Source organism: Ramlibacter sp. PS4R-6 (genome assembly GCF_037572775.1).
Taxonomy (GTDB): domain Bacteria; phylum Pseudomonadota; class Gammaproteobacteria; order Burkholderiales; family Burkholderiaceae_C; genus Ramlibacter.
The window spans coordinates 1,790,453-1,815,648 of sequence record NZ_JBBHKA010000001.1 but is presented as its reverse complement, the minus strand read 5'-3'; the positions used below and the strand labels follow the sequence as shown (position 1 = coordinate 1,815,648).

The 25,196-nt window shown below is 69.3% G+C and carries 24 protein-coding genes; 11 read left to right on the top strand and 13 right to left on the bottom strand.

Features of this window, described 5'->3' with window-relative positions; genetic code table 11:
• Nucleotides 1-9: 9 nt before the first annotated feature.
• Genes WG903_RS08855 through WG903_RS08840 form a run of 4 tightly spaced genes read left to right on the top strand, consistent with a single transcriptional unit; the run spans nucleotide 10 to nucleotide 5,629 of the window.
• Nucleotides 10-3,207: an efflux RND transporter permease subunit gene (locus tag WG903_RS08855; protein ID WP_340074386.1), complete on the top strand. Its 3,198-nt coding sequence runs from the start codon at nucleotides 10-12 to the stop codon at nucleotides 3,205-3,207.
• Between the two features lie 17 nt (nucleotides 3,208-3,224).
• A complete protein-coding gene (locus tag WG903_RS08850) occupies nucleotides 3,225-3,914 on the top strand; it encodes a protein-L-isoaspartate O-methyltransferase family protein (protein ID WP_340074384.1) in 690 nt (229 codons plus the stop codon).
• The gene (locus WG903_RS08845; protein WP_340074382.1) at nucleotides 3,914-4,249 is read left to right on the top strand and encodes a rhodanese-like domain-containing protein; all 336 of its coding nucleotides are present in this window, start codon (nucleotides 3,914-3,916) and stop codon (nucleotides 4,247-4,249) included. Before WG903_RS08850 ends, WG903_RS08845 begins: the two co-directional genes overlap by 1 nt.
• Before the next feature lie 42 nt (nucleotides 4,250-4,291).
• Nucleotides 4,292-5,629 (top strand): TolC family outer membrane protein, encoded by a 1,338-nt coding sequence (locus tag WG903_RS08840; protein ID WP_340074380.1) that lies wholly within the window; start codon nucleotides 4,292-4,294, stop codon nucleotides 5,627-5,629.
• Here the strand turns inward: WG903_RS08840 and WG903_RS08835 are convergent.
• Both WG903_RS08835 and WG903_RS08830 read right to left on the bottom strand, forming a co-directional pair.
• Entirely contained in the window at nucleotides 5,598-8,084 is a 2,487-nt protein-coding gene (locus WG903_RS08835) for a penicillin acylase family protein (protein WP_340074378.1), read from the bottom strand. The two genes, WG903_RS08840 and WG903_RS08835, sit on opposite strands and share 32 nt — an antisense overlap.
• 17 nt (nucleotides 8,085-8,101) lie before the next feature.
• Nucleotides 8,102-8,374: a KTSC domain-containing protein gene (locus WG903_RS08830; RefSeq protein ID WP_340074377.1), complete on the bottom strand. Its 273-nt coding sequence runs from the start codon at nucleotides 8,372-8,374 to the stop codon at nucleotides 8,102-8,104.
• Nucleotides 8,375-8,411: 37 nt separating this feature from the next.
• Here WG903_RS08830 and WG903_RS08825 point away from each other — a divergent pair, with 37 nt between their 5' ends.
• Nucleotides 8,412-8,954, top strand: a complete 543-nt coding sequence (locus WG903_RS08825; protein WP_340074376.1) for a hypothetical protein — start codon at nucleotides 8,412-8,414, stop codon at nucleotides 8,952-8,954.
• Nucleotides 8,955-8,994: 40 nt separating this feature from the next.
• On the opposite strand, the gene WG903_RS08820 is transcribed toward WG903_RS08825, so the two are convergent.
• The 8 genes from WG903_RS08820 to WG903_RS08785 all read right to left on the bottom strand — a co-directional run bounded on the left by WG903_RS08820 (nucleotide 8,995) and on the right by WG903_RS08785 (nucleotide 20,154).
• Nucleotides 8,995-10,140 (bottom strand): serine hydrolase domain-containing protein, encoded by a 1,146-nt coding sequence (locus WG903_RS08820; protein WP_340074375.1) that lies wholly within the window; start codon nucleotides 10,138-10,140, stop codon nucleotides 8,995-8,997.
• 2 nt (nucleotides 10,141-10,142) lie between these two features.
• Nucleotides 10,143-12,359 carry a TonB-dependent receptor gene (locus tag WG903_RS08815; RefSeq protein ID WP_340074373.1) on the bottom strand — a complete coding sequence of 739 codons (2,217 nt, stop codon included), beginning with the start codon at nucleotides 12,357-12,359 and terminating at the stop codon, nucleotides 10,143-10,145.
• A gap of 92 nt (nucleotides 12,360-12,451) precedes the next feature.
• Nucleotides 12,452-13,441: an AraC family transcriptional regulator gene (locus WG903_RS08810; RefSeq protein WP_340074371.1), complete on the bottom strand. Its 990-nt coding sequence runs from the start codon at nucleotides 13,439-13,441 to the stop codon at nucleotides 12,452-12,454.
• A gap of 753 nt (nucleotides 13,442-14,194) precedes the next feature.
• Nucleotides 14,195-15,256, bottom strand: coding sequence for a patatin-like phospholipase family protein (locus tag WG903_RS08805; protein WP_340074369.1), 1,062 nt, complete (start codon nucleotides 15,254-15,256; stop codon nucleotides 14,195-14,197).
• Nucleotides 15,257-15,280: 24 nt separating this feature from the next.
• The gene (locus WG903_RS08800; protein ID WP_340074367.1) at nucleotides 15,281-16,528 is read right to left on the bottom strand and encodes a cation:proton antiporter; all 1,248 of its coding nucleotides are present in this window, start codon (nucleotides 16,526-16,528) and stop codon (nucleotides 15,281-15,283) included.
• Nucleotides 16,528-17,808: a 3-deoxy-D-manno-octulosonic acid transferase gene (locus tag WG903_RS08795; RefSeq protein ID WP_445263585.1), complete on the bottom strand. Its 1,281-nt coding sequence runs from the start codon at nucleotides 17,806-17,808 to the stop codon at nucleotides 16,528-16,530. The genes WG903_RS08800 and WG903_RS08795 overlap by 1 nt, the downstream gene beginning before the upstream one ends.
• Nucleotides 17,781-18,746, bottom strand: coding sequence for a lipopolysaccharide heptosyltransferase I (gene waaC / locus WG903_RS08790; RefSeq protein ID WP_340074365.1), 966 nt, complete (start codon nucleotides 18,744-18,746; stop codon nucleotides 17,781-17,783). The genes WG903_RS08795 and waaC overlap by 28 nt, the downstream gene beginning before the upstream one ends.
• Before the next feature lie 25 nt (nucleotides 18,747-18,771).
• The gene (locus WG903_RS08785) at nucleotides 18,772-20,154 is read right to left on the bottom strand and encodes a phosphomannomutase/phosphoglucomutase (protein WP_340074363.1); all 1,383 of its coding nucleotides are present in this window, start codon (nucleotides 20,152-20,154) and stop codon (nucleotides 18,772-18,774) included.
• A gap of 185 nt (nucleotides 20,155-20,339) precedes the next feature.
• Between WG903_RS08785 and WG903_RS08780 the strand changes: the two genes are divergently transcribed.
• The 5 genes from WG903_RS08780 to WG903_RS08760 all read left to right on the top strand — a co-directional run bounded on the left by WG903_RS08780 (nucleotide 20,340) and on the right by WG903_RS08760 (nucleotide 23,721).
• Nucleotides 20,340-20,573: a DUF2630 family protein gene (locus WG903_RS08780; RefSeq protein ID WP_340074361.1), complete on the top strand. Its 234-nt coding sequence runs from the start codon at nucleotides 20,340-20,342 to the stop codon at nucleotides 20,571-20,573.
• 67 nt (nucleotides 20,574-20,640) lie between these two features.
• Nucleotides 20,641-22,137, top strand: a complete 1,497-nt coding sequence (locus WG903_RS08775) for a DNA-3-methyladenine glycosylase 2 family protein (protein WP_340074359.1) — start codon at nucleotides 20,641-20,643, stop codon at nucleotides 22,135-22,137.
• Entirely contained in the window at nucleotides 22,134-22,628 is a 495-nt protein-coding gene (locus WG903_RS08770) for a methylated-DNA--[protein]-cysteine S-methyltransferase (RefSeq protein ID WP_340074357.1), read from the top strand. The genes WG903_RS08775 and WG903_RS08770 overlap by 4 nt, the downstream gene beginning before the upstream one ends.
• The gene (locus WG903_RS08765) at nucleotides 22,625-23,560 is read left to right on the top strand and encodes a DMT family transporter (RefSeq protein ID WP_340074355.1); all 936 of its coding nucleotides are present in this window, start codon (nucleotides 22,625-22,627) and stop codon (nucleotides 23,558-23,560) included. The genes WG903_RS08770 and WG903_RS08765 overlap by 4 nt, the downstream gene beginning before the upstream one ends.
• Nucleotides 23,557-23,721 carry a hypothetical protein gene (locus WG903_RS08760; RefSeq protein ID WP_340074353.1) on the top strand — a complete coding sequence of 55 codons (165 nt, stop codon included), beginning with the start codon at nucleotides 23,557-23,559 and terminating at the stop codon, nucleotides 23,719-23,721. Before WG903_RS08765 ends, WG903_RS08760 begins: the two co-directional genes overlap by 4 nt.
• Here the strand turns inward: WG903_RS08760 and WG903_RS08755 are convergent.
• Nucleotides 23,718-24,026 (bottom strand): hypothetical protein, encoded by a 309-nt coding sequence (locus tag WG903_RS08755; RefSeq protein WP_340074351.1) that lies wholly within the window; start codon nucleotides 24,024-24,026, stop codon nucleotides 23,718-23,720. The genes WG903_RS08760 and WG903_RS08755 overlap by 4 nt on opposite strands.
• Before the next feature lie 103 nt (nucleotides 24,027-24,129).
• Here WG903_RS08755 and WG903_RS08750 point away from each other — a divergent pair, with 103 nt between their 5' ends.
• Nucleotides 24,130-24,867: a hypothetical protein gene (locus WG903_RS08750; protein ID WP_340074349.1), complete on the top strand. Its 738-nt coding sequence runs from the start codon at nucleotides 24,130-24,132 to the stop codon at nucleotides 24,865-24,867.
• Here WG903_RS08750 and WG903_RS08745 read toward each other — a convergent pair.
• Both WG903_RS08745 and WG903_RS08740 read right to left on the bottom strand, forming a co-directional pair.
• Nucleotides 24,864-25,004 (bottom strand): hypothetical protein, encoded by a 141-nt coding sequence (locus WG903_RS08745; protein WP_340074347.1) that lies wholly within the window; start codon nucleotides 25,002-25,004, stop codon nucleotides 24,864-24,866. The two genes, WG903_RS08750 and WG903_RS08745, sit on opposite strands and share 4 nt — an antisense overlap.
• 16 nt (nucleotides 25,005-25,020) lie before the next feature.
• A complete protein-coding gene (locus WG903_RS08740; protein WP_340074345.1) occupies nucleotides 25,021-25,188 on the bottom strand; it encodes a hypothetical protein in 168 nt (55 codons plus the stop codon).
• Between the last annotated feature and the right edge of the window lie 8 nt (nucleotides 25,189-25,196).

Here is a 25,196-nt window from a genome sequence, read left to right as displayed (position 1 = left end):
CGTCCCGCCATGTGGTTCACGCGCGTCAGCCTGAAGAACCCCGTCTTCGCGACGATGGTGATGCTCGCCATCGTGGTGCTAGGCCTGTTCTCGTACCAGCGCCTGAAGGTCGACCAGTTCCCCAACATCGACTTCCCGGTGGTCGTGGTGATCACCGAGTACCCCGGCGCCGCGCCCGAGATCGTCGAGAGCGAGGTGACCAAGAAGGTCGAGGAGTCGGTGAACTCCATCGCCGGCATCAACGCCCTGACCTCGCGCAGCTACGAGAACCAGTCGGTGGTGATCATCGAGTTCCAGCTGCACATCGACGGGCGCAAGGCCGCCGACGACGTGCGCGAGAAGATCGCCGCCGTCCGCCCCATCCTGCGTGACGAGGTGAAGGAGCCGCGCGTGCTGCGCTTCGACCCGTCGGCGCGCGCGATCTGGTCGGTGGCCGTGCTGCCCGACGCCGGCAAGGGCAAGGCGATGGACGCGGTGGAGCTCACCAATTGGTCCGACCAGGTGCTGCGCAAGCGCATCGAGAACGTGCGCGGCGTCGGCTCGGTCACGCTGGTGGGCGGCACCAAGCGCGAGATCAACATCTACCTCAACCCGGCGGCCATGGAGGCCTTCGGCGTCACCGCCGACCAGGTGGCCGCCGCCGTGCGCAACGAGAACCAGGACCTGCCGGTGGGCGCGATCCGCTCGTCGGCACAGGACCGCACCGTGCAGATAGACGCGCGCATGAAGCGGCCCGAGGACTTCGGGCGGATCATCGTCACGCGCAGGAACGGCGCACCGGTGCGCGTCGACCAGGTGGCGCGCGTCGCCGACGGCGCGCAGGAACTGGAGAGCCTGGCGCTCTACAACGGCGATCGCACGCTGCTGCTGACGGTGCAGAAATCGCAGGACGAGAACACCATCGAGGTGGTCGACGGCCTGAAGCGCACCCTTGCCGAGATGCAGGCGCAGCTGCCGCCGGGCGTGAAGCTCACCGAGATCACCGACGCGTCGCGCCCCATCCGCGTGGCGGTGGAGAACGTGCGCCGCACGCTGATCGAGGGCGCGCTGCTCACCGTGCTGATCGTCTTCCTGTTCCTGAACTCGTGGCGCTCCACGGTCATCACGGGCCTGACGCTGCCGATCTCGATCATCGGCACCTTCCTCTTCATGTACGCCTTCGGCTTCACCATCAACATGGTGACGCTGATGGCGCTGTCGCTGTGCGTGGGCCTGCTCATCGACGACGCGATCGTGGTGCGGGAGAACATCGTGCGCCACGTGCAGATGGGCAAGGACGCCTTCCCGGCCGCGATGGAAGGCACGCAGGAGATCGGCCTGGCGGTGCTGGCCACCACCTTCTCCATCGTCGCCGTGTTCCTGCCCATCGGCTTCATGGGCGGCATCATCGGCAAGTTCTTCCACGAGTTCGGCATCACCATCGTCGCGGCCGTGCTGATCTCGATGTTCGTGAGCTTCACGCTGGACCCGATGCTGTCCTCGGTGTGGCACGACCCCGAGATCGATGCGCACGGCAAGCCGCGCGAGATGCGCACCTGGTACGACAAGACCATCGGCCGGGTGACGGGCTGGTTCGACCGCGCCACCGACGGCCTGGCGCATGCCTACCAGGACATCCTGCGCTGGTCGCTGGGGCACAAGCTGGTCACGCTGGCGCTGGCCGCCGGCATCTTCGTGCTGTCGATCTTCATGGTGCCGCTGCTGGGCACCGAGTTCGTGCCCAAGGCCGACTACTCGGAAACGTCGATCACCTTCTACACCCCCGTGGGCTCGTCGCTGGAAGTGACGGAAGCCAAGGCGCGGCAAGTGGAGTCCATCATCCGCGAATCGCGCGAGGTGAAGTACACGCTGGCGACCATCAACACCGGCAACGCGCAGGGCAAGATCTATTCGTCGGTCTACGTGCGCCTGGTGCCGCGCAAGGAGCGCGACCGCAGCGTCGACCAGATGTCGGCGGTGCTGCGCGATCGCCTGAAGCAGGTGCCGGGCATCACCGTGACGCACGTCGGCCTGCTCGACGCGGTGGGCGGCAACAAGCAGATCGAGTTCTCGCTGCAGGGCCCGGACCTGAAGGAACTGGAGCGCCTGTCGCGCCTGGTGATGGAGCGCGTGCGCGGCATCCCGGGCCTGGTGGACCTGGACTCCAGCGTGAAGGCCGACAAGCCGGTGATCTCGGTGGACGTGAAGCGCGATGCGGCCTCGGACCTGGGCCTGTCGGTGGCGCAGGTCGGCGTCTCGCTGCGCACGCTGGTGGCCGGCCAGACGGTGGGCAACTGGCGCGCGCCCGACGACCAGACCTACGACGTGAACGTGCGCCTGGCACCCGACTCGCGCAACGCGCCGCAGGACCTGGAGCGCCTGCCGTTCGCCACCGGCACCAACCCCGACGGCAGCTCGCGCATTGTGCGCCTGAACCAGGTGGCGCAGGTGAAGGAATCCACCGGCCCCAACCAGATCAACCGCCGCGACCTCACGCGCGAAGTGGCCATCAACGCCAACTCGCAGAACCGGGCGACCGGCGAAGTCTCGGCCGACATCCGCAAGGTGCTCGACACCATCAGCTTCCCGCCGGGCTACCGCTACCAGTTCAGCGGCTCGACCAAGAACATGGCGGAGTCGTTCGCGTACGCCGTCTCTGCGCTGGCGATGGCGATCATCTTCATCTACATGATCCTGGCCAGCCAGTTCAAGAGCTTCCTGCAGCCCATGGCTCTGATGACCTCGCTGCCGCTGACGCTGATCGGCGTGGTGCTGGCCCTGCTCTTCTTCGGCTCGACGCTGTCGATGTTCTCCATCATCGGCGTGGTGATGCTGATGGGCCTGGTGACCAAGAACGCCATCCTGCTGGTCGACTTCGCCATCCGCATGCGCGACGAAGGCATGGAGCGCAGCGAGGCGCTCCTGCACGCCGCCAAGGTGCGCCTGCGTCCCATCCTGATGACGACGCTGGCGATGATCTTCGGCATGGTGCCGCTGGCCTTCGCGCTGACGGAAGGTTCGGAGCAGCGCGCGCCCATGGGCCAGGCCGTCATCGGCGGCGTGATCACTTCCTCCCTGCTCACGCTGGTGGTCGTGCCGGTGGTGTACTGCTACCTGGACGACCTGGGCGCATGGGCGATGCGCAAGTGGCGCAAGCAGCCGCCGGCCACGTCGGCGGGCGGCGGGGCGCAGCCCGTGGCCGCCTCTAGAATCGATGGTTTGTCCTGACCCACATGCAAGCCGCCATGAACGCCCCGACCGACCTCGAACACGCCCGCTTCAACATGATCGAGCAGCAGATCCGCCCCTGGGACGTGCTCGACCTGGAGATCCTGGCGCTGCTGTCGCGCATGCACCGCGAGGACTTCGTGCCCATTGCCCACAGGGCGCTGGCGTTCGTGGACATGCAGATTCCGCTGACTGCCAACACGGCCGAAGCCGAGGACAACGGCTGGATGATGCTGGAGCCCAAGATGGAAGCCCGCATGCTGCAGGACCTGAAGGTCCGCCCCGGCGACAAGGTGCTGGAAGTGGGCGCCGGTTCCGGCTACATGGCCGCGCTGCTGGGCCAGCGCGCGCAGCGCGTGATCTCGCTGGAGCTGAAGCCGGAGCTTGCGAAGATGGCCCGCGCCAACCTGCAGCGCGCCGGCATCTCCAATGTGGACGTGCGCGAGGGCGACGGCGCCAAGGGCTTGCCGGCCGAAGGCCCCTTCGACGTGATCGTGCTGTCGGGCTCGGTGGCCGAGGTGCCGCCCGCGCTGCTGTCGCAGCTGAAGGTGGGCGGGCGCCTGGGCGCCATCACCGGCAACGAGCCCATCATGCGCGCGACCTTCATCACGCGCACCGGCGAGACGACGTACGAGACCGCGCAGCCGTGGGACATCAACGCCCCGCGCCTGGCGAACTTCGCCGAACCTTCGAAGTTCACGTTCTGATGATCGACCAGGTCCGTCCCCACGAACTGTCCTCCTGGATCCAGTCGCATGGTGCGGACGCCGTCGTCCTGGACGTGCGCGAAGCGAACGAATTGCGTGCGGCAGCCGTGAAGCCCGAAGGCTTCGAGCTGCAGCACATCCCGATGAACGAGATCCCGGGCCGTCTCGGCCAGCTGGACCCGGGGCGAGCGGTGGCAGTTCTCTGCCACCACGGCGCGCGCTCGATGCGCGTTGCCATGTTCCTGCAAGCGCAAGGGTTCGAAACCGTCGCGAACATCGCCGGCGGCATCGACGCCTGGTCGCAGGAACTCGACCCGAGCGTCCCACGGTACTAGCGCCGCGGGACATTTGACCGAACGAGACTTGAGGACGAAGAAATGAACAAACCGCGGACTGTTTTCCGCCTGCTACCCGTGGCCGCCATCCTGGCGGCCCTGGCCGCACCTGCGCACGCGCAAAGCCTCCTGGAGCTGTACGAATCGGCGCGTTCCTACGACGCGACGTGGCAGTCGGCCAAGGCGCAGTACGACGCCAACCTGTTCCGCGCGGAGCAGACGAAGGCGGGCATCCTGCCCACCGCCAACCTGTCGGGCGGCGTGACGCGCTCGCACCTGGACAACACGGTGCCCAACATCGAGTTCCCGTCGACCACGCAGGTCGGCACGCTCAGCGCGGCGCAGCCCCTGTACCGGCCCGCGAACTTCGCGACCTACAAGCAGGGCAAGCGCCAGGTGGAACTGGCGCAGGCGCAGCTGAACACCGCCAGCCAGGACCTGATCGTGCGCGTGGCGCAGGCCTACTTCGACGTGCTGGCGGCGCAGGACACGCTGACCTTCGTGCGCGCGCAGAAGTCGGCGACGGGCGAGCAGCTGGCCTCGGCCAAGCGCAACTTCGAAGTCGGCACCTCCACCATCACCGACTCGCGCGAGGCGCAGGCGCGCTTCGACCTGGTGACGTCGCAGGAGATCGCCGCCGAGAACGACCTGCGCGTGAAGAAGCTCGCGCTCGATTCGCTGGTGGGCCGGCCCAACGTCAACCCGAACCCGCTCGCGATCACGACGCTGCCGCCGCCGCAACCGGCGAACCCCGAGGCGTGGGTGCAGCAGGCCGAGGAGTTCAGCCCCGCGATCCTGCAGGCGCGCACGGGCGTCGAGATCGCCGAGCTCGAAACGGAGAAGGCGCGCGCCGGCCACAAGCCGACGCTGGACCTCACCGCCAGCTACAACGTCACGCGCAACCCCAACGGGACGACGACCATCCCTTCGTCGACGCGCGCCAACACCGGGCAAGTGGGCCTGTCGTTCAACCTGCCGCTGTTCGCGGGCTTCGCCACGCAGAACCGCATCCGCGAAACGCTGTCGCTCGAAGACAAAGCGCAGTCGGACCTGGAGAACGCGCGCCGCAACGTGGCGCAGGCCACGCGCACCGCGTACTTCGGGCTCGTCTCGGGGCAGCAGCAGGTGAAGGCGCTGGAATCGGCCGAGGCGTCCACGCAGCTGGCGCTGGAAGCGAACCAGCTCGGCTACCAGGTGGGCGTGCGCATCAACATCGACGTGCTGAACGCGCAAAGCCAGCTGTTCCAGACCAAGCGCGACCTCGCGCAGGCCCGCTACAACGTGCTGCTGGGGCACCTGAAGCTGCGCCAGGCCAACGGCACGCTGGTGCCGGAGGACCTGGCCACGCTCAACGCGCTGGTGAGTGCTCCGCGGCGCTAGCCGCTTCCCACATCGGCGTCAGCGTCGACTGGTGGGCCCATGAAGCCGGCCGCATCTGCAGCGGCCGGTACTTCACCTGGGCCCATTCGTTCGCCATGTCGCGGTAGCGGCTGCTGAAGACCAGGCCGCTCTGCCCCGTCTGGTAGATGAACTGCGACTTCTCCAGGTCAGCCAGGTCGTAGATCGCGCGCATGCTCGGCGCGTGGCGGCTGGCGAAGGGCAGCCGCTGCTGGTTCACCCAGTACTGCGCGACGTTCACCGTCCACGGGTCGCCGGGCGACTCCACCTGCACGTCGAAGAATTTCGCGAGCGCGCCGACGTTGGTGAAGGGACGGTGCCCTGACAGCGCCGGGTGCGCGCGGCCCCAGCGCCACTTGGCGGCGTCGCTGCCCTGCTCCGCCACGATGCGTTCCAGCGCACGGTCCAGCGCCTTCGCCGACTGCTGCGCGCAGGTGGCGGCGCCGCACCACGCGGCGGCGGCCTTCGGATCCCCGGCGATCTGCTCCAGCCCCGCGCGGAAGGTGCGCTTGCCGTACAGCGCGTTGAACTTGGCTTCGCCCAGCTTCGGCGCGATCACGGCGCGCGTGAGTTCGTCGGCCCAGTAGGCGAACACCAGCGGCGCCGCGCCGTCGGCGCGCATGGTGCCGTCGAAGTCCTTCAGCAGCGCCTGCGCTTCGGCGGCCTTCGCATGCGTGCCCTGCGTGGCGCGCAGCATCGGCAGCAGCCGCTGCGTCGCGAGCGACAAGGTGTCCGCGTGCACGTCGCGCATCGACTGCGCGTCGTGCTTGGGCTTCGCGGCCAGCAGCGTCTCGATGCGGTCGAAGCGCTCGGGCGAGACCCAGTCGCTGCCCATGTACACCGGGAAGTCCGCGGGGTGGATGCGCTGGTTGGCTGTCGCGTGCCAGCCCTTCGCGGCGATCGCGTCGCTGCCGATGTTCGGGACCTGGGCCGCGGGCACCCAGCCCGTCCAGTCGTAGCGCGCTTCCCAGCCCGGCGACGGCGCGATACCGCGGATGTCGTTGTCGGCGGCGCGCTGGGGGATGACGCCGATGGTGCGGAAAACCGTCTTGCCCTTCGTGTCCGCCGCGACCAGGTTCTGCATCGGCGAATGGAAGGACGAGAACGCGGCAACGATCTCGTCGGTGTCCTGCGCCAGGTTGGCCTGCAGGATCGACGTGACGGTGCGGTTGTCCGCATCGAGCGCCGACCAGCGCAGTGCGATCGCGTACCTGGCGGTGTCGATCACGTCGGCATACGTCGCGTTGCCGTCGCTGATCACCGGGCCGTGGCGCGTGCTGCGGATGACGAGCTTCTCGTCGGGCTGGCCCTTCACGCGGATCGTCTCCTCGCGCACCTCGAAAGGCGCGAAGCCCGTGGGCGTGCGGTAGCGCTTGGGGTCGGCCGGGTCGACCTGCTCCAGGTACAGGTCCTGCACGTCGGGGCCGGTGTTGGTGAAGGCCCACGCGACGCCGTCGGTGCGGCCCAGCACCACAGACGGCGCGCCGGGGAAGGTCGCGCCGATCACGTCCATCGCCTTTTGGCTGCCGGCCGCCGGCACCTTGATGTGCGCGAAGTACCAGATGGCCGGCGATGTGAGGCCCAGGTGCGGGTCGTTGGCCAGCAGCGGCTTGCCGCTTTGCGTGCGCGTGCCGCTCACCACCCAGTTGTTGGAACCCACGCCCTCGAGGTGGCCCAGGCCTTCGCGCCACAGGTCGATGTCGTTGAAGCTCTGCACCGTCTTCTTCGCGCCGTTCCCGTCGGTGCGGTAAACGCCCAGGCCGCGGTACAGCGCGGCGAGGTCCACCTTGGTCGGCGGCTGCTCGCCGGGGTACGGCGGCATCACCTGCCACAGCTGCTGCGTGTCGACGGCTTGCAGCGCGGACAGGCGCGCGAATTCCGTGCCCCAGTTGCCGCCCAGGTCCAGCGCCATCATCAGCACCCAGGCCACGGTGTCCTGCGGCGTCCACTCGCCCGGCATCACGCGCAGGATGTGGAACTCGGGCGGCAGCGCCTGCATGCTCGTCCTGTGGAAGGCGTTCACGCCCTTCGCATAGGCGGCGATCAGGTCCTTTTCCTGCGGCTTCAGGCCCTCCCACTGCTTCTGCGCGGCGCGCATGATGCCCAGGCGGCGCAGCAGGCGGTCGGTGTCGAGCGTGGCGGGGCCGAAGACCTCGCTCAATTCGCCGTGCATGACGCGCCGGTTGAACTCCAGCTGCCAGCCACGCTCCTGCGCGTGCACGAACCCCATCGCGTAATAGGCGTCGGCGAGCGAGCGGGCCTCGATGTGCGTGACGTCCGCGGTGTCGCGCCGCACGTACACCGGGTCGACGAGGCCCGGCGCGTCGATGCGGCCGTCCAGGTCCGGGAACGCCTGCCACACATAGACGCCGCCTGCGACCGCCGCGAACAGCACGATCACCAGCAAGGCGCCCAGGATCCCCTTGGCCACGCGCATGGCCTTCTCCTTCGCAATCAGTTGTCGTCGCCGCCGCCGAACAGGTCCTTCAGGTCCTTCGGCGCACCGCCACCCGCGCGCTTCGGCTGCCCCTTGGGGTATTCCTCGGCGATGCGGTCTTCCCAGTAGGTCGCGGGGGTGGGCGCGCTGCACAGGCGCCGGAACACTTCTTCGGGGACGTGCTTGTAGGCCAGCACGTTGCCGCGGTCGAAATGCAGCTGCAGCTCCTGCGAGGCCGGGTCGTATTCGGCCTTGCGGATGCGCCCGCCCGGGAACTCCTTCGTGGTCATGGGCTCAGTCTAGCGTGGCAAGGCTTAAGCTAGTCAAATGAATCGCAACATCCCCACCCGCCTGCTGACAGGCGCCGCCCTCGCTCTCCTGGGCCTCGCGGCAGCGGCCCAGGGCTACCCGGGCGGCGGCACCGGCCGCATGCACGGCGGCGGCAACCGTTCGAGCATCATCCCCGACACGCCGCCGAAGCGCGCCGAATCGCCGCTGCGGCCGCATGCCATGGCGCTGTTCGCGGCGGCGCTCGAAAAGGAAAGCGCGGCGCTGGGCCTGTCTCCCGCGGCGGCATCGGCGCTGCAGGGGTTCATCCGCGACATGAAGGACTTCGCCGGCCTGGACGACCGGCGCGCGCAGGAGCGCCTGGGGTGGACGCAGGGCGCCGTGCACGCCACGGTGGACGTCGCGCGCGACCTCAACGCCGCGCGCGAAGCCACCCATGAACTGGATGGCGCCGCGGCGGACGTCGCGAGCGACTGGAAGAAGCTGGTGGCGCTGCTCGACGAGGCCCAGCGCAAGCGCGTGGAGGCGCTCTACGCCAACGCGCTGCTGGAAGCGCGGCGCGCGCCGGCGCCGCGGAATTGAGAGAAAAACACTGGGTCCCGGCCTGCGCCGGGATGACAGGTCACACGCCGAAGATGTTGTACGCGCACGCCACGAGTTCGGCGGCGTTGGTGCCGCCCACCGTGCCGCCTTCCATCTTGTTCATCACGTAGGACACGGTCATGCGGCGGTCGGCATCCGCCAGCACGATGGAGCCGCCCCAGCCGCCCCAGAAGGCGCAGCGGCCCTCGGGGATGAAGGGCGTCAGCTGCGGGTGCGGCAGGCCGTAGCCCAGCCCCATGCGCACCGGCAGGCCCAGCACCAGGTCGATGCCGTTGTTCTGCAGCTCGAAGATGCGCGACACCATGCGCGGCGACAGCAGCCGCTTGCCGCCGGCCACGCCGTCGTTGGCCACCACAGCCTGCACCTGAGCGAGCGAACGCGCGTTGCCGTGGCCGTTGCACGCGCCGATGTCGGCGCGGCGCCACTCGGGCGTCGAGCTGGCGGGCGCGTTCGGCGGCGGGTTCGACAAGGTGCGGAACGTCACGGTGGACGGGTCGATCTGCGACACGTCGATCGCGACTTCCGGCGGGATCACGTTGGCCACGCGCTGGAACTCGCGGTCGGCCAGGCCGATGTGGAAGTCGGCCTTCAAGGGCGCTGCGACCTCTTTCGCGAACAGCTCGCCGGGCTTCATGCCCGTCACGCGCCGCATCACCTCGCCGATCAGGAAGCCGTAGTTCAGCGCGTGGTAGCCGGTGGCGGTGCCGGGCTGCCACCACGGCGCCTGCGCCGCAAGGCCCGCCGTGCACTTGTCCCAGTCGTACAGGTCCTCGGTGACCATGGGCTGTTCCCAGCCCGGCACGCCCGAGGAATGCGACAGCAGGTGGCGCACCCGCACCCCGCCCTTGCCGTTGGCCGCGAACTCGGGCCAGTAGCGCGCCACGGGGTCGTCCAGGTTGATCTCGCCGCGGTCGGCCAGCATCAGCGCCACCAGCGACACCATGGGCTTGGTGCTGGACCACACGTTGATGATCGTGTCGGACTGCCACGGCTTCGTCTTCGCGGCGTCGGTCCAGCCGCCCCACAGGTCGACGACGGTTTCGCCGTCGATCGTGACCGCGAGCGACGCGCCGACGTCGCGGCCGCTCACGATCAACGACTCGAACAGGTCGTGCAGCGGCGAGAAGCGGGCCGCGTAGTGGCCCTGGACGACTTCGGCCGCCATGGTCAGAAGTCCACTTGCGCGCCGATGCCGAACATGCGCGGCGGCGTGTACGTCACCTGGCGCGCCGCGCCGAGCACGGGCGAAGCCACGCTCATGCTGGTGATCGCCGTCTTGTTGGTGGCGTTCTTCACCCAGCCGAACAGCTTCCAGTTGCCCTGCACGGGCTTGACCGAGAAGGCCAGGTTCACCATGGAGAAGGCTTCCTGCACGGCGTCGGGCGTGTTGAACTCGGTGAAGTACACCTTGCCGCGGTACACGTAGTCGGCGCGCACGGTGGCGCGCCAGCCGCTGATGGGCAGCGCGTACTCGACGCCGATGGCGGCATTCGACTTGGGCACGTTGGCGAGCTGGTTGCCGCGCACGTTGACCACCGTGGTCGGCGCATTGCGCAGGTCGACGTTGGTGAAGTCGGTGTAGCGCGGGTCCATGATGCCGACCGCTGCGTTCACCGTGAGCGGCGGGATGGGCTTGTACGACAGCTCCAGTTCCGCGCCGTCGATGCGCGCCTTGGAGGCGTTCGCCAGGATCACGTTGGCGATGCCCACCTGCGACACCTGCATGTCCTTGTAGCGGCTGGTGAACGCGGCCGCGCTAAACAGGCCCCGGCGGTCGGCGAAGTCCACCTTGTAGCCCACCTCGCCGGCGATCACCGTCTCGGGCTTCACCATGCTCGGCTGCAGCGAACCGAGGTTCACCGCGCCCGACTTGAAGCCGTGCGACACGCGCGCATAGGCGATCGAGCCGTCGCTGATCTTGTATTCGACGCCCAGGCTGGCCGGCACGCTGGTCCAGCTCGCGTCGAGGTGGTTGGTGCCCGCGATGCCGAAGACCGCGATGTTCTGGAACTCGTCGGCCACCTTGTGGTCGCGGTTCAGGCGCAGGCCGCCCAGCAGGGCCACCTTCGGCGTGACCTGGTAACGCAGGTCGGTGTAGACGGCCGCCGACGAGGTCTCGACCTTGCCGCCCAGCAGGAATTGCAGCGGCACGCCCACGTTGAAGGGGCCGCCGGGCATCAGGAAGCCCAGGGGCACCTGGCTGGAGACATCCACGTCCTGCGTCTGGTCGAAGCGCAGCAGCGTCGCGCCCACCAGCCATTGCAAGGGCACGCCGTCGGCCGAGGTCAGGTGCACGTCCAGGCTCTTGTCGGTGCTGCGCGTCTTGAAGCCGGTGGAGGCCACGAGCGCCTCGGTGCCGTCGCTGTCGAACAGGTGGTCGGCGCGGCTCTTGCGGTAGCTCGCCGTCACGTCCAGCGTGTTGTCGCCGACCGGCATCGACCAGTTGGCCAGCAGCTGGCCCACCTCGATGCGCTTCTCGGAGCCCTGGCTCTTCTGGATGCGCGGGTTGGTGCTGGGCGACACGCCGTACAGCAGGCCCGGGATCATCACCGGGTCGACCAGCAGCGGCACGCTCTGGCCGGTGTCGTCCTCGTGGTAGTAGCCGGCCATCAGGCGCAGCTTGCTGCCGCTGGCGAAGTTGGTCAGCGACTGGATGCGCAGCGCCTGCGAATCGACTTCGTCCAGCTTCTTCGGCGCCGTCGTCGAGGAACCCGAGACCACGGGACCCGACACCGTGCCGGCGAGCGGGTTGCTGGTCCAGCCGTCGAGCTTCTTGATCTGGTAGGACACGCGCATGCTGGTGCTGCCCTCGCCTGCCACCGGCCCGGAGACGAAGCCTTCCGATTCCTTGCGGCCGTAGTTGCCCAGCACCACGTTCGCGCTGGCGCGGAAACTGTCCGTCGGCAGCGCGGAGATCAGGTTCATCGCGCCGCCGGTGGCATTGCGACCGTACAGCGCGCCCTGCGGGCCGCGCAGCACCTCGACGCGCTGCAGGTCGAAGAGCGACACGTTCGACGAGGTCTGGTCGGAGACGTAGGCGCCGTCCGAATACAGCGCCACGCCGGGGTCGCCGCCGGCCAGGATGAAGACGTTGCCGATGCCGCGCACGTACAGCTGCGCGTTGTTGCCGGTCTGGCCCGTGAGCGTGGCGTTCGGCACGAGGTTCACGACGTCCTCGATGCCGGTGTAGCCCGACTCCTGCAGCTTCCCGCCGGGCAGCGCCGTGACCGAGGCGGGCGTGGTGTCCAGCAGGGTCATGCGCCGTTCGGACGTGATGACGATGCGTTCGAGTTGCGCAGTGGCTTCCTGCGCGGGGGCCATCGGGGCCAGGGCCGCCAGGGAGGCGGCGGCGATTGCGTGGCGGCGGAACATCGCGCGTTTCATGTGTCTCCTCCAGTGGTGGAGACTCCAGTCTCGGAGCGCAGCCGCACGGGGTCTATGCGCTTTCGGAAGCGCGCCTGTCCCGAATCGGAAGTTCAGCGGCGCAGGTGTCGCCTGAGTGTCTCGGCCGGCGGTTCGCCGAAGCGTTCGCGGTAGCGCGCCGAGAACACGCCCAGGTTGGCGAAGCCCCAGTCCAGCGCGATGCGCGTGACCGTGTCGCCCTCGCGAGCCAGCGTGAGCTCAGCCCGCACGCCGTCCAGCCGCACCTGCTGCAGGTAGCGCAGCGGCGCCATGCCGAAGTGCTTCTCGAAGCCCAGCGCCAGGGCGCGCACGCCCACGCCGGCCGCGGCCGCGATCTCAGCGACCGTGGGCGCCTCCGACGCATGCGCGTGGATGTAGTCGCGCGCGCGGCGTGTCGATTCGGGCAGGGCCTCTTGCGCCTGCGAAGCGCGCAGCGCGGAGTTGGGCCAGCCCATGAGCAGCTCGTACAAGGCCGCGTCGCGCAAGGTGGATTCGTAGCGCCGCGCCGCCGGGTGCGCATGGCGCGTGGCGTCGGCGAGGTTGCGCACCACGCGCATGAGGATGCGAACGGGCTCGCTGCCCACCTCGGCGCGGTCGTCGAAACGCAGCGACTGCGCGTGCTCGGCGCCGAGCAGCGCACCGCAAGCGGCCCGCATGTCGGCCGCGCTCACGCGGATGTTCACCAGCTCGAGGTCCGGCGACATCACGAGGTCGGCGACGTTCTCGGGGTTGTTCACGCCCGCCGTGCCGGCGGTGTACGTCTGCCCGTCGCCGGCGCTGGCACGCTGGTGCACCGACGACTCGCCCGCGCACACGTATGAGAACACCCAGTACGGATGCGGCTGCGACATGGAGGTGGTCACGGGCGCGCCGTAGCGGATCTGCGCGATGTGCAGCTGCGCCAGCTCGAAGCTGCGCATGCGCAACTGCAATTGGGCATTCGGCACGGCCAGCGAATGCGGCCCGTACACCCCCGTGAACTGCCGCACCGCACGCCCCGGTTCCGTCGTCTCGAAGTGCGAGGCGGCGGACGACTGCGCGATGACGGCGGCCGGGTAATCCATTCGTTGCAAGGTAACAGTCCCGGGCCGGGAATTCAATGGGGGCGGGCCTTGGGGGGTGTCGCCTGCGGGAAACAGTTGAGGGTGTGTGCTGCGGTCCGGGGCTCGCGGCAGGCGATGTCCGGCAAGGCCGCATGCGATACCGCCCCCGCTTGCGCGGGGTAGTGCTGCCTCCTGCGGGCGGCGCGGCTAGGCGCGGTCGAACTCGCTGCGAGACGGCCTGCGGACCGTCTCTCCGCTCAGACATTCGCCCGCGAGTCAGTTCACGAAGCGGTCGCGCGCCTCGCGGCGCTTTCCTCCCTTGTCGCCGCGCCTTCTCGGGGGCTGCCGGAGATCGAAATTGGCCTTGCCGGACATCGCCTGCCGCGAGAGACCCATCCCTTGATCCCCCTGTGCTGTCATCCCGGCGCAGGCCGGGATCCAGTGTCTTTCGAAGGTGCCAAATGAACGCGCCCGGGTCGCACACCCCGCTCGCGTCAGGCGGTGCCCGGCAGCCGGCCTTGAGTCCCGGCAGCCCCCGCGCCGCCGCGGCGCAAGCGAGGAAAGTGCGAAGCACGCTCGCGCACTCGGATCTGACTCGCGGACGAATGTTTGAGCGGAGAGACGGTCCGTAGGCCGTCTCGCAGCGAGTTCGGCCGCGTTAGCCGCGGCGGCAAAGGAGGCAGCGCACCCTCCTGCGGCAGCAGGAGGGCGTACGCCAGGCCGGCTGCCGGGCACCGCCTGACGCGAGCCCCACGACGAAAACAAGTCAATCGTTCAAAGAAACTCCGCCCGAATGTCCACCGACGACTCCCGCCCGATGCAGGCGAAATGCCGGTCCAGCCATTCGTCGGCGTGGGCCCGGCCCTGGTCGCGCAGGTGGGTGAGGAAGCCCCATTCGGGGTTGAACTTGCTGGAGGCGTCGTGCTGCACCATCTCCTCGTCGGCGCGGATGGAGTGGATGTGCATGCGCTTGAACTCGCGGTCGGAGAGCTGGCCCTTGTCGATCAGCGCCGTGACGAAGGCGATGGCGCGCATCTCGCGCATGAGCGAGGAGTTGAAGCTGACCTCGTTCATGCGGTTCATGATGTCGGAGGCCGTGCGCGGGCAGCCTTCGCGCACGATCGGGTTCAGGTGCACGATCACGACGTCCTGCGAGTCGCATTCGTAGATCAGCGGGAAGATCGCCGGGTTGCCGAGGAAGCCGCCGTCCCAGTAGAACTGCCCTTCGATCTCCACGGCCTGGAAGAGGAAGGGCAGGCAGGCCGAGGCCAGCACCGCGTCGGGCGTGATCTCGTTGGCCTTGAAGATGCGCACCTTGCAGGTCTCGACGTTGGTGGCGGCGAGGAACAGCTTGACGCTCGACTCACGACGCAGCCGCTCGAAATCGACGTGCGCCTCCAGCACCTCGCGCAGCGGGTTGAAATTCCACGGGTTGAGCTGGTACGGCGAGAACAATCGCGTGGCCATCTCCATGAACACGAAGTTGCCCGAGCGCTCCAGCGAGAAGTCGTGCGTGTGCGCGCTCCACGGCATGCCGCGGTAGGGGCTGTACTTCATGCCGGATTCGGAGACGCCCTGCCAGAAAGCTGCTAGCGACTCGCGCGCGCCGTCGCGCCCGCCGTGCGTGAAGCCCCAGGCCAGCACCGTGGCGTTCATCGCGCCGGCGCTGGTGGCGCTGATGCCCTCGAAGGCGATGCGGCCGTCCTCGAGCAGGCGGTCGAGCACACCCCAGGCAAAGGCGCCGTGCGCGCCGCCGCCTTGCAGCGCGAGGTTCACCGCCTTCGTCCTGCTCCTGGGTGCGGCGCGCCGCACGCGCGCCCTGGCGGGTGTGCCCATGGTCCCCTCCGGAACCCTAGTGTGCTACTTCCGCTGCCCCAGTTCCAGCTTTCGCAGCAGCGGCCCCAGCGTGGGCGCCTGCACGAGCAGGCTGAAGAGAACGACCGCATAGGTGGCCATCACCAGCACGTCGCGCCCCGGGAAGGCCGGCAGCGACAGCGCCAGCGCCACCGAGATGCCGCCGCGCAACCCGCCCCAGGTGAGCACCTTGACGGCGTGCGGCGTGCGGCGCGGGATGAAGCGCCGCAGCATCAGCGCCGGCAGGCCGACGCTGGCGAAGCGGGCCACGAGCACCACCGGCACGAGCGCCAGGGCGGGCAGCCACGAGCGGTCGCCGCCGGCGAAGGCCAGGAGCGTCAGCGCCATCAGGCCGAACAGCATCAGGTTCAGGATTTCCTCGACCAGTTCCCAGAACTGGAACATGTAGCGCCGCGTGGTGTCGCTCATCGCGCTTTCGGCGCCGTGGTTGCCGATCACCAGCCCCATCACCACGACGGCCAGCGGCGCCGAGACGTGCAGGCGCTGCGCCAGCGCGAAGCCGCCGGTGGCCAGCGCGATGGTCAGCAGGATTTCCACCGGGTAGCTGTCCACGCCCTTGAGCACCAGGAACGCCGCGTAGCCGACGACGAGGCCCAGCAGCAGGCCGCCCAGCACTTCCAGCGCCAGCAGCTTCGCGACGGTGGCCAGCGTGGGTTCGTACGCGCCGCTCACGATGCCCAGCATGAAGAGGAACGCCACGACACCGGTGCCGTCGTTGAAGAGGCTCTCGCCGGCGATGTCGATCTCCAGCGACTTCGGCGCGCCGATGGTCTTGAGCAGCGCCAGCACGGCGATGGGATCCGTCGGCGAGATCAGCGCGCCGAACAACAGGCAGTACTTCAGCGCGATGGGCACGCCCACCAGCGCCAGCAGCAGGTGCGCACCGAAGCCCACGACCAGCGTCGAGATGGCCACGCCCAGCGTCGCCAGCAGGAAGACGCGCCCGCGGTGGCGCGCCAGGTCGGCCAGGTTGGTGTGCAGGCTGCCCGCGAAGAGCAGCACGCCCAGCAGGCCCTGGAACACGATCTCGGTGAAGTCGATGTGCGAGGCGACGCCCTCCGCCCACTCGACGACGCCGGGCACGTGGCGGCCGACGAGCGCCATTACCAGCGCGAAGAGCGAGCCCGCCGCCATGATCCCCAGCGTGTCGGGCAGGCCGATGAAGCGGTGGTTGATCACGCCCAGCAGCGCGACCACCGCCGCCAGCGCGCCGACGAGTTCCAGCGGCGACATCAGCGCCCCACCAGCGCCAGCAGCGCCTCGGCCGTGCGGCGCGCCGCGCCCTGGTGAGCCGCCGCGAACCCCAGCGCGGCGCGGTGGCCCGCGAGCTGGCGCTCGATGTCGGAGGCCCATGCCACCGCCGCGAGCACGCCCTCGCGCATATCGGGCACGCGTTGCGCCGCGCCGGCGGCCAGCGACAGCTCGGCGGCCTCGGCGAAGTTGAACGTGTGCGGGCCCATCACCACGGGGCAACCGCAGGCCGCGGCCTCGATCAGGTTCTGGCCGCCCAATTTGGCGAAGCTGCCGCCCAGCAAGGCGACGTCCGCGAGGCCGTAGTACAGCGCCATCTCGCCGAGCGAATCGCCGATCCACACCTGCGCATCCTCGGGGGCGTCGGGCCAGTCGGTGCGGCGCGACACCGTCAGGCCATGCAGTTCGGCGAGCTGCACCACTTCCTCGAAGCGCTGCGGATGCCGCGGCACCACCAGCCATTGCACGCCTTCGAGGCCGTCCTCGGACTGCAGCAGCTGGAAGAACGCCTCTTCTTCGCCTTCGCGGGAACTGGCGAACATCACGACCGGCCGGTCGAGCGTGTCGCGCCACTCGCGCCCGCGCTCCAGTTGCACGGGATCGGGCGTCGCGTCGAACTTGAGGTTGCCGAAGACGTGCTTCACCGTCGCGCCGACCTGCGCGAGCCGCTGCGCATCCGCATCGGTCTGCGCCCATACGGCCGCCAGCGTGCCGTACGTCTGGCGGGCCAGGCGTGCCAGGCGCAGCGTCTGCTTCATCGACTTTTCCGAGAAGCGGGCGTTGGCCAGCGCCAGCGGGATGTCGCGCGCCTTGCAGCCCGCCACCAGGTTGGGCCACACCTCGGTCTCCATGAGCACGCCGGCGCGGGGGCGGAAGTGGTTGAGGAAACCGTGCACGGCCTTGGGCACGTCCCACGGCAGCCACGCCTGCATGTCGCCCTTGCGCAGGATGCGCTCGCCTTCCGCGCGGCCGGTCGCCGTGCCGTGCGTGAGCAGGATGCGGATGTCCGGCTGCAGCTTGCGCAGCTGCTCGACGAGGATCGCGGCGGCGCGCGTTTCGCCCAGCGACACCGCGTGGATCCACAGCGCGCCGGGCTCGACGCTGCCGGCGTAACGGCCGAAGCGCTCGTCGATGTGCTCGAGGTAGCCGGGCTCCGCGCGCCCGCGCCTGCGCAGCTTGCGCCGCAGCAGCGGCTGCGCGCCGATCATCGCGAAGGTGTACAGGCGCCGCAGCATCATGGGCGCGGCCTCACGCTCTCCCATGCGTCCCACACGGCTTCGAGCGACGGCGTGGGCTGCGCGTAGACGGCGCGCTGGTGCGGCGTGTCGAACGGCCCCGTGCGCCAGGCCGTCTCGAAGTTGTAGACCTGCACGTGCGGCAGGTCGAGCGCGACCGCGATGTGGCTCAGGCCGCTGTCCACGCCGATGACGCCGGCGCAGGTTGCGAGCCGGTCGGTGAGTGCGCCGAGGTCCAGCCGCGGCCACACCTGCGCGGCATCGCCCAGCTCACGCGCCATCGCTTCGCTGCGCGCCAGCTCCTCGTCGTTGCCGTGCGGCAATGCGAGCGTGTGGCCCTGGGCGATGAGGCGGCGGCCCAGCGCCAGCCAGTTCGCGGCCGGCCAGCACTTGTCGTCGCGCGAAGTGCCGTGCACCAGGCACACCGCGTTCGTGCGGCCCGCGGCGGATGCGCGCAGGCCGAAGCGCAGCGGCGAAGGGATGTCGTAGCCCAGCGCCCGCGCGCAGATCTCGCGGGCCCGCTGCACCGCATGCACGCGCGGCTCGAGCTTGATCGCGACGTCCGCCACCCAGCGCGTAGGGGCTTCGTAGCTCGCGCCGTCGGTTCGGTTGGCCATGGCGAAGCGCTTGCCGCCTTCGGTGGTGCGTGCCGCGCGCGCGACCAGCGCCGACTTCGTCAGCCCCTGCAGGTCGATCACGGCGTCGTAGCGCACGCTGCGCAGGCGCTGGCGGAAGGTGCGCCACTCGGCGCGCGTCTCGTGCGACAGCGGGTTGCGGCTCCAGCGCCGCAGCTCGCAGGGGATGGCCTCGGCAGCGCCTTCGCAGCGCGCCACCAGCGGCGCGAAGCCCCTCTCCACCACCCAGTCGATGCTTGCTTGGGGCACGCAGCGCCGGATGTCCTGCACGGCGGGCATGGTGTGCACCACGTCACCGAGCGAGGAGAGCTTGACGATGAGGATCTTCACGGGGCTGCATTGTGCCCCGTGTACGTCAATGGGCGGCCGCCTCGATCGCCGCGTCGGGTTTCACGCTCTTCAGCAGCGCCAGCATCTCGTGCTCGATGCGGTGCAGGGCCTCGGGCGTCTGGCCCTCGAACCGCAGCACCAGCACGGGCGTGGTGTTGGACGCGCGGATCAGGCCGAAGCCATCGGGCCAGTCCACGCGCACGCCGTCGATGGTGTTCACCTGCGCCGGCGCGCCGAACTTCGCCACCGCCTTGAGCTTGTCGACGATCGCGTGCGGCTCGCCCTCGGCGCACTTCACGTTGAGTTCGGGCGTGGAGAAGCTGGTGGGCAGGCCGTCGAGCACGGCGCTCGGGTCCTGCGTGCGCGACAGGATCTCCAGGATGCGGCAGCCCGCGTAGGTGCCGTCGTCGAAGCCGAACCAGCGCTCCTTGAAGAAGACGTGGCCGCTCATCTCGCCGCCCAGCGGCGCATTCACTTCCTTCATCTTGGCCTTGATGAGCGAGTGGCCGGTCTTGAACATCAGGGGCTGGCCGCCCGCCTCGGCGATCGCGGGCGCCAGGCGCTGCGTGCACTTCACGTCGAAGACGATGGTGCCGCCGGGCACGCGCTTGAGGACGTCGCGCGCGAACAGCATCATCTGCCGGTCGGGAAAGATGTTGTTGCCCTGCTTCGTGATGATGCCCAGCCGGTCGCCGTCGCCGTCGAAGGCCAGGCCGAGCTCGGCGTCGTGCTTCTTGATGGCCGCGATCAGGTCGCGCAGGTTCTCGGGCTTGCTCGGGTCCGGGTGGTGGTTGGGGAAGTTGCCGTCGACCTCGCTGAAGAGCTCGATCACCTCGCAGCCCAGCGCGCGGAAGATGCCGGGGGCCGAAGCGCCGGCGATGCCGTTGCCGCAATCGACGACGACCTTCATGGGCCGCGCCAGCTTCACGTCGGAGACGATGCGGTCGCGGTAGGGCTTGAGCACGTTCACGTTGCGCACGTTGCCCGGCTTCGCGGCGGGCTTGCCGCCCTCTTCCATCAGCCGGCGCAGCTCCTGGATGTCGTCGCCGTAGATGGCGCGGCCGGCCAGCACCATCTTGAAGCCGTTGTAGTCCTTGGGGTTGTGGCTGCCCGTCACCTGGATGCCGCTCGAGCACAAGGTGTTGGTCGCGAAGTAGAGCATCGGCGTGGTGGCCATGCCGATGTCGATCACGTCCACGCCGGATGCGACGAGGCCGCGGACCAGCGCGGCCGACATCTGCGGGCCGCTCAGGCGCCCGTCGCGGCCGACCGCCACCGTCTTTTCGCCTTGCCGCTGCGCCACCGTGCCGAAGGCGAGGCCCAGCGCCTGCGCCACCTGTTCGTTGAGCGTGGACGGCACGACGCCGCGGATGTCGTAGGCCTTGAAGATCGACGGGGAGAATTGCATCGTGTGATTCTAGGGGGCCACCCTCGTGGGATCGGACTTCCATGGCTCGTTCGTGCACCCCGTCTTCGAGAACGTCTGCTCAGCCTGCGGGCAAAAGGCTCACCCACTTCTGACCTCGGCAATGCGACTGCCACGGCACGCCGGATTCGGAGTACGCTTTCCGCAGTTGACGTTGAGGGGAACGCATGGACGATCGCAAGGTTCTGCAACACATCGAGGAACTGGTCCGCGAAGAGCATTCGCTGCTGGACGGCGACCGCAGCGCGGCCGACAAGGCACAGCGGCTCAAGCTGGTCAGCGAGCAGCTCGACCAGTGCTGGGATCTGCTGCGCCAGCGCCGCGCCAAGCGCGAATTCGGCCAGGACCCGGCGGACGCCAAGGTGCGCGACAAGGGTACCGTCGAGGGCTACGAGGGCTGAAAGATGGGTTCCAGGGACATGTCCGGAAACGGCTAGCCGCGCGGGGGCCGCTGCGTATCATGGCCGCATGTCCCCCGCGACCGAACCGCTGCAAGCCGACGCCTGCTACCTCGCCCTGAAGGCGCGCGACGCACGCTTCGACGGGCGCTTCTTCACCGGCGTCACGAGCACCGGCATCTACTGCCGCCCCGTGTGCCGCGTGCGCACGCCCAAGCGCGAGAACTGCCGCTTCTTCCCGCACGCGGCGCAGGCCGAAAGCGCGGGCTTCCGCCCCTGCCTGCGCTGCCGGCCCGAACTGGCGCCGCAATCGGTCGTGTGGTCGATCCAGGACGCGGGCGCCATCCTCGCGCACCAGGCCGTGCGGCTGCTGGAAGAACCGGAAGCGTGGCGCGGCGAATCGCCGTCGGTCGAGGCGCTGGCGCAGCGCCTGGGGGTGAGCGACCGCCACGTGCGGCGCATCTTCGAGGCGCAGTTCGGCGTATCACCGCTGCAATACCTGCAGACGCGGCGCCTGCTCACGGCCAAGCAATTGCTGGCCGACACCGACCTGCCCGTCACGCAGATCGCGCTGGCCAGCGGTTACGCGAGCCTGCGGCGCTTCAACGCGGCGTTCGCCGAACACTACGGGCTGAACCCGACGCAGCTGCGGCGCGAAGGCCGCGCCGTCGGCTCCGGCCCCGCCATCCGCCTGGCCTGGCGCCCACCCTACGACGTCGACGCCATGCTCGCGTTCTTCCGCACGCGCCGCATCGCGGGCGTCGACGACGTGCAGGCGCGCAAGCTCACGCGCACGCTGGCCGTCGAGTCGGGGGGCCACAAGTACAAGGGCTGGATCGAGGCGAGCTTCGACGAGGCGCGGCACGAGGTCCTGCTGCGCACGAGCGAATCGCTCTACGAGGCGCTGCCGCTCGTGATCCGCCGCGTGCGCATGGCCTTCGACCTCGACGCCGACCCGCAGGCGATCAACGCCCTGCTGCACGAGCGCTTCCCGCGCGGCGACGGCCTGCGCGTGCCGGGCGCGTTCAGCGGCTACGAGATCGCGGTGCGCGCGGTGCTGGGGCAGCAGATCACGGTGGCCGCCGCGCGCACGCTGGCGCAGCGGCTGGTGGACCGCTTCGGCGAAAGCATCGAGACGCCGTTCGAAGGATTGAACAGGCTGTTTCCCGAAGCGAAGGTGCTGGCGCGCGCCGAAGGCGACGCGCTCGGCCAGCTGGGCATCGTCAAGCAAAGGCAGGCGGCGATCGTCGCGATCGCGCGCGCGGTGGCGCAAGGCAAGTTGCACTTGCACGGCGGCGCCGACGTGGACGCCAGCATCGCGCAGCTGAAGGAGATGCCCGGCATCGGCGACTGGACGGCGCACTACATCGCGATGCGCGCGCTGCATTGGCCCGATGCATTTCCCGCCGGCGACGTCGCGCTGCACAAGGCGCTGGGCGTGCAAGGCGAACGCAACGCGGCGCGCGCCGCAGAAGCCGCATCGCAGGCATGGAAACCGTGGCGCAGCTATGCTGTCGTCCGCGCCTGGGCTTCCATGAACGACAAGACACCAGGAGCCTCCGAATGAAATTCCCGTCCCCCATCGTCAAGGCCCTGTGGCAAGGGCCGCTCGGCGCCATGGTCGTCGCAGTCACCGACAACGGCGTCGCCGGCGTGTGGTTCGAAGGGCAGAAGCACATGCCCGACCACTCGCGCTGGCGCGAGGACGCGGCGCACCCGCACATCGTGCGCGCCATCGCGCAGTTGCGGGAATACTTCGACGGCCGGCGCTCGGCGTTCGACCTGCCGCTGGACCTCGCCACGGGCACGCCCTTCCAGCAATCGGTGTGGCGGGCGCTGCTCGCGATCCCACATGGCGCCACCACGAACTACGGCGCACTGAGCCGCGGCATCGGCGTGCCGAGCGCCGTGCGCGCGGTCGGTGCGGCCGTGGGCCGCAACCCGGTCAGCATCGTCGTGCCGTGCCACCGCGTGCTGGGCACCGGGGGCGCATTGACGGGATATGCCGGCGGCCTCGAGCGCAAGAGCGCGCTGCTCAAGCTGGAGGGCGCCCTTTGAGCAGTGTCCCGGGCGCCGCGGCGCCCCTGCTCGCATCGCGCCGCCGCAGCTGGTTCATCGACTTCGTGCTGCTCGCGGCCATCTGGGGCTCGTCGTTCCTGTTCATGCGCATCGGCACGGTGGAGTTCGGCGCGCTGCCGACAGCCGCCGTGCGCGTCGTCGTCGCTGCAGCCTTCCTCTTGCCCATCCTCGCGTTGCGGGGGCAGGCGCCGCTGTTGCTGCGGCACTGGAAGAAGGTGTGCGCCATCGGCGTGATCAATTCGGGCATCCCGTTCCTGTGCTTCTCGTTCGCGCTGCTGTCGATCACCACGGGCTTGTCCGCCATCCTCAATGCCACCGTGCCGCTGTTCGGCGCGCTGATCGCGTGGGTGTGGCTGCGCGAGCGCCCGACGGCCTGGCGCGCCATCGGCCTGGCGATCGGCTTTGCCGGCGTGGCGATGCTCGCGTGGGACAAGGCGAGCTTCAAGCCGAACGAGTCGGGCATCGCACCGGCGTGGGCCGTGCTCGCGTGCCTGCTGGCGACGCTGTGCTACGGCATCGCCGCCACCGCCACCAAGAAATACCTCACGGGCCTGCCGCCGCTGATGACGGCCACCGGCAGCCAGGTCGGCGCTAGCATGGCACTGGTGATCCCGGCCGCCTTCGTGTGGCCCGCGCAGGCGCCAAGCCTGCAGGCGTGGCTGGCGCTCGTCGCCGTCGGCGTGCTGTGCACGGGCGTGGCGTACATCCTGTACTTCCGGCTGATCGAGGTGGCCGGGCCCGCGCGTGCGCTGACGGTCACGTTCCTCGTCCCGGTGTTCGCGGTGTTCTATGGCGCCTTGCTGCTGTCCGAGCCCGTGACCGGCTGGATGCTGTTCTGCGGCGTGGTCATCGTGTGCGGCACGGCGCTGTCGACGGGCCTGGTCGCTTTCGGAAGGAAGAAGCAGCCATGACGTCGGCGCGCAAGATGAAGCTGCACGTGACGCCACCGAAGCCGCGCAATCCTTTGGTCGCGCAGGCCGCGCAACGCAAGGCGGGCTCGCACCGCAAGTCGCAGTCGGCGCAGCGCCAGCAGCAGAAGCTGGCGCTGAAGAAGGAACTGAAAGCGTTCTAGAAGCGCGGCAAGTCGCGCAGGCTGAGGCCGGCCGACTCGTCGGCGAGCGCCAGGGTTTCGGTGCCCTCGGGCAGCACGTCCACCTTCACTTCGGGGCCGGGATGCAGCTGGCCCTCGTCGTCCGGGAACAGGCTGATCACCGTGTCGCCCTCGACCATGCGGTCGATGACTTCGGTGACGCGCGTTGGCGCCGGCCGCAGGTCCCAGTGCTCCCGCGACCGGTCGATCAAGCCCATCATTGCCTCGACGACCTGGGTGCCCGCGAAGCGGACGGCGGTGATCCCATAGGTAGCGTTCTCGACCATTCCGCTATTGTCGCGATGCACTTGAGCCATGCGATCAGCCTGCCGCCACAAAAGGGGTGGGAGCCTGCCTACGGCACCGCTACACTTTTCCCTTTGCGCGCCCATGGAAGCAGTCCCCGCCTCGCCGCAGCCCATCCCCTTCGGGAAGGCCCACGCGCGCCGCCTGCGCGAGATCTACCGCTCCGCCGGGTGGCCCATGCAAGACCCGCTGGAGATCGAGCTGCTCGCCGCCGGCCTGCTCAGCCGTGAGCGCGCGCGCAGCGGCCACGAGTCGCTGCGCGTCACGGATGCCGGCGTGCAGCTCATTGCCAACGCGCTGAAAGCCAACCGCCGTGCGTTCGATGCGCACGAGGCCCTCGTCGAACGCGTCGCGCAGGAGATGAGCCGCGCCGGCCGCGTCGCCTGGCGCAACCTGTCGCTGCGCGCGCAGGTGCCCAGCGACGAAGCCGACAGCCCCTTGCGCTGGTGCATGGCGCGCCCGGACGTCTTCTCGATCCGCAACACCTCGGTGGCAACCTACGTCGATCCCATCGTGCACGAGGTGAAGGTGCGCCGCGCGGACTTGCTGTCGGACCTGAAGAACGAAGCCAAGCGCGCGGCCTACCTGGACCTGGGCGAGTGCTGGTACGTGCTGGGTTGCGACGCGCGCGGCCGCTGCATCGCCGAAGCCGACGAAGTGCCGGCGGAGTGCGGCGTGATGGTGCTGGAAAACGGTCGCCTGGCCGTCGTGCGGCAGGCCCCGCGGCGTGCGCGCAATGGCTTGCCGTTCGGCGTGTGGATGGCGCTGGCGAAGGCGACGCCGCTGCCGGTGGCCGAAGACGACCCGCAGCAGATGCTCTAGGGCTGCTTCGGGTGCTCGTGCTCGGGCGGCGTCGGCGGGCTGGGCATGCCGCGCTTCTCGGGATCGGCGGGTTTCTCCAGCGGCTCGGGGTTGGGCTGCTCGGGCGGAGGCGAAGCAGGCGGCGTCGCGTTCGTCATGCGCCCATTGTGCCCCTCAGTCGTCGCGTTCGCCGCGCTCGGGCTTGGGGTCCGCGTCGCGGCTGTCCGATGCCGAAGCCTTGTCGTCGTCGGAGGGAATGTCGTCCTCGCTGCGGAACTCGGGCTCTTCCTTGTGCTGCCCCGGAACGGGCGGCGTGATGCCGGGCTGCGTCGTGTTCTTCATCGGTGGGT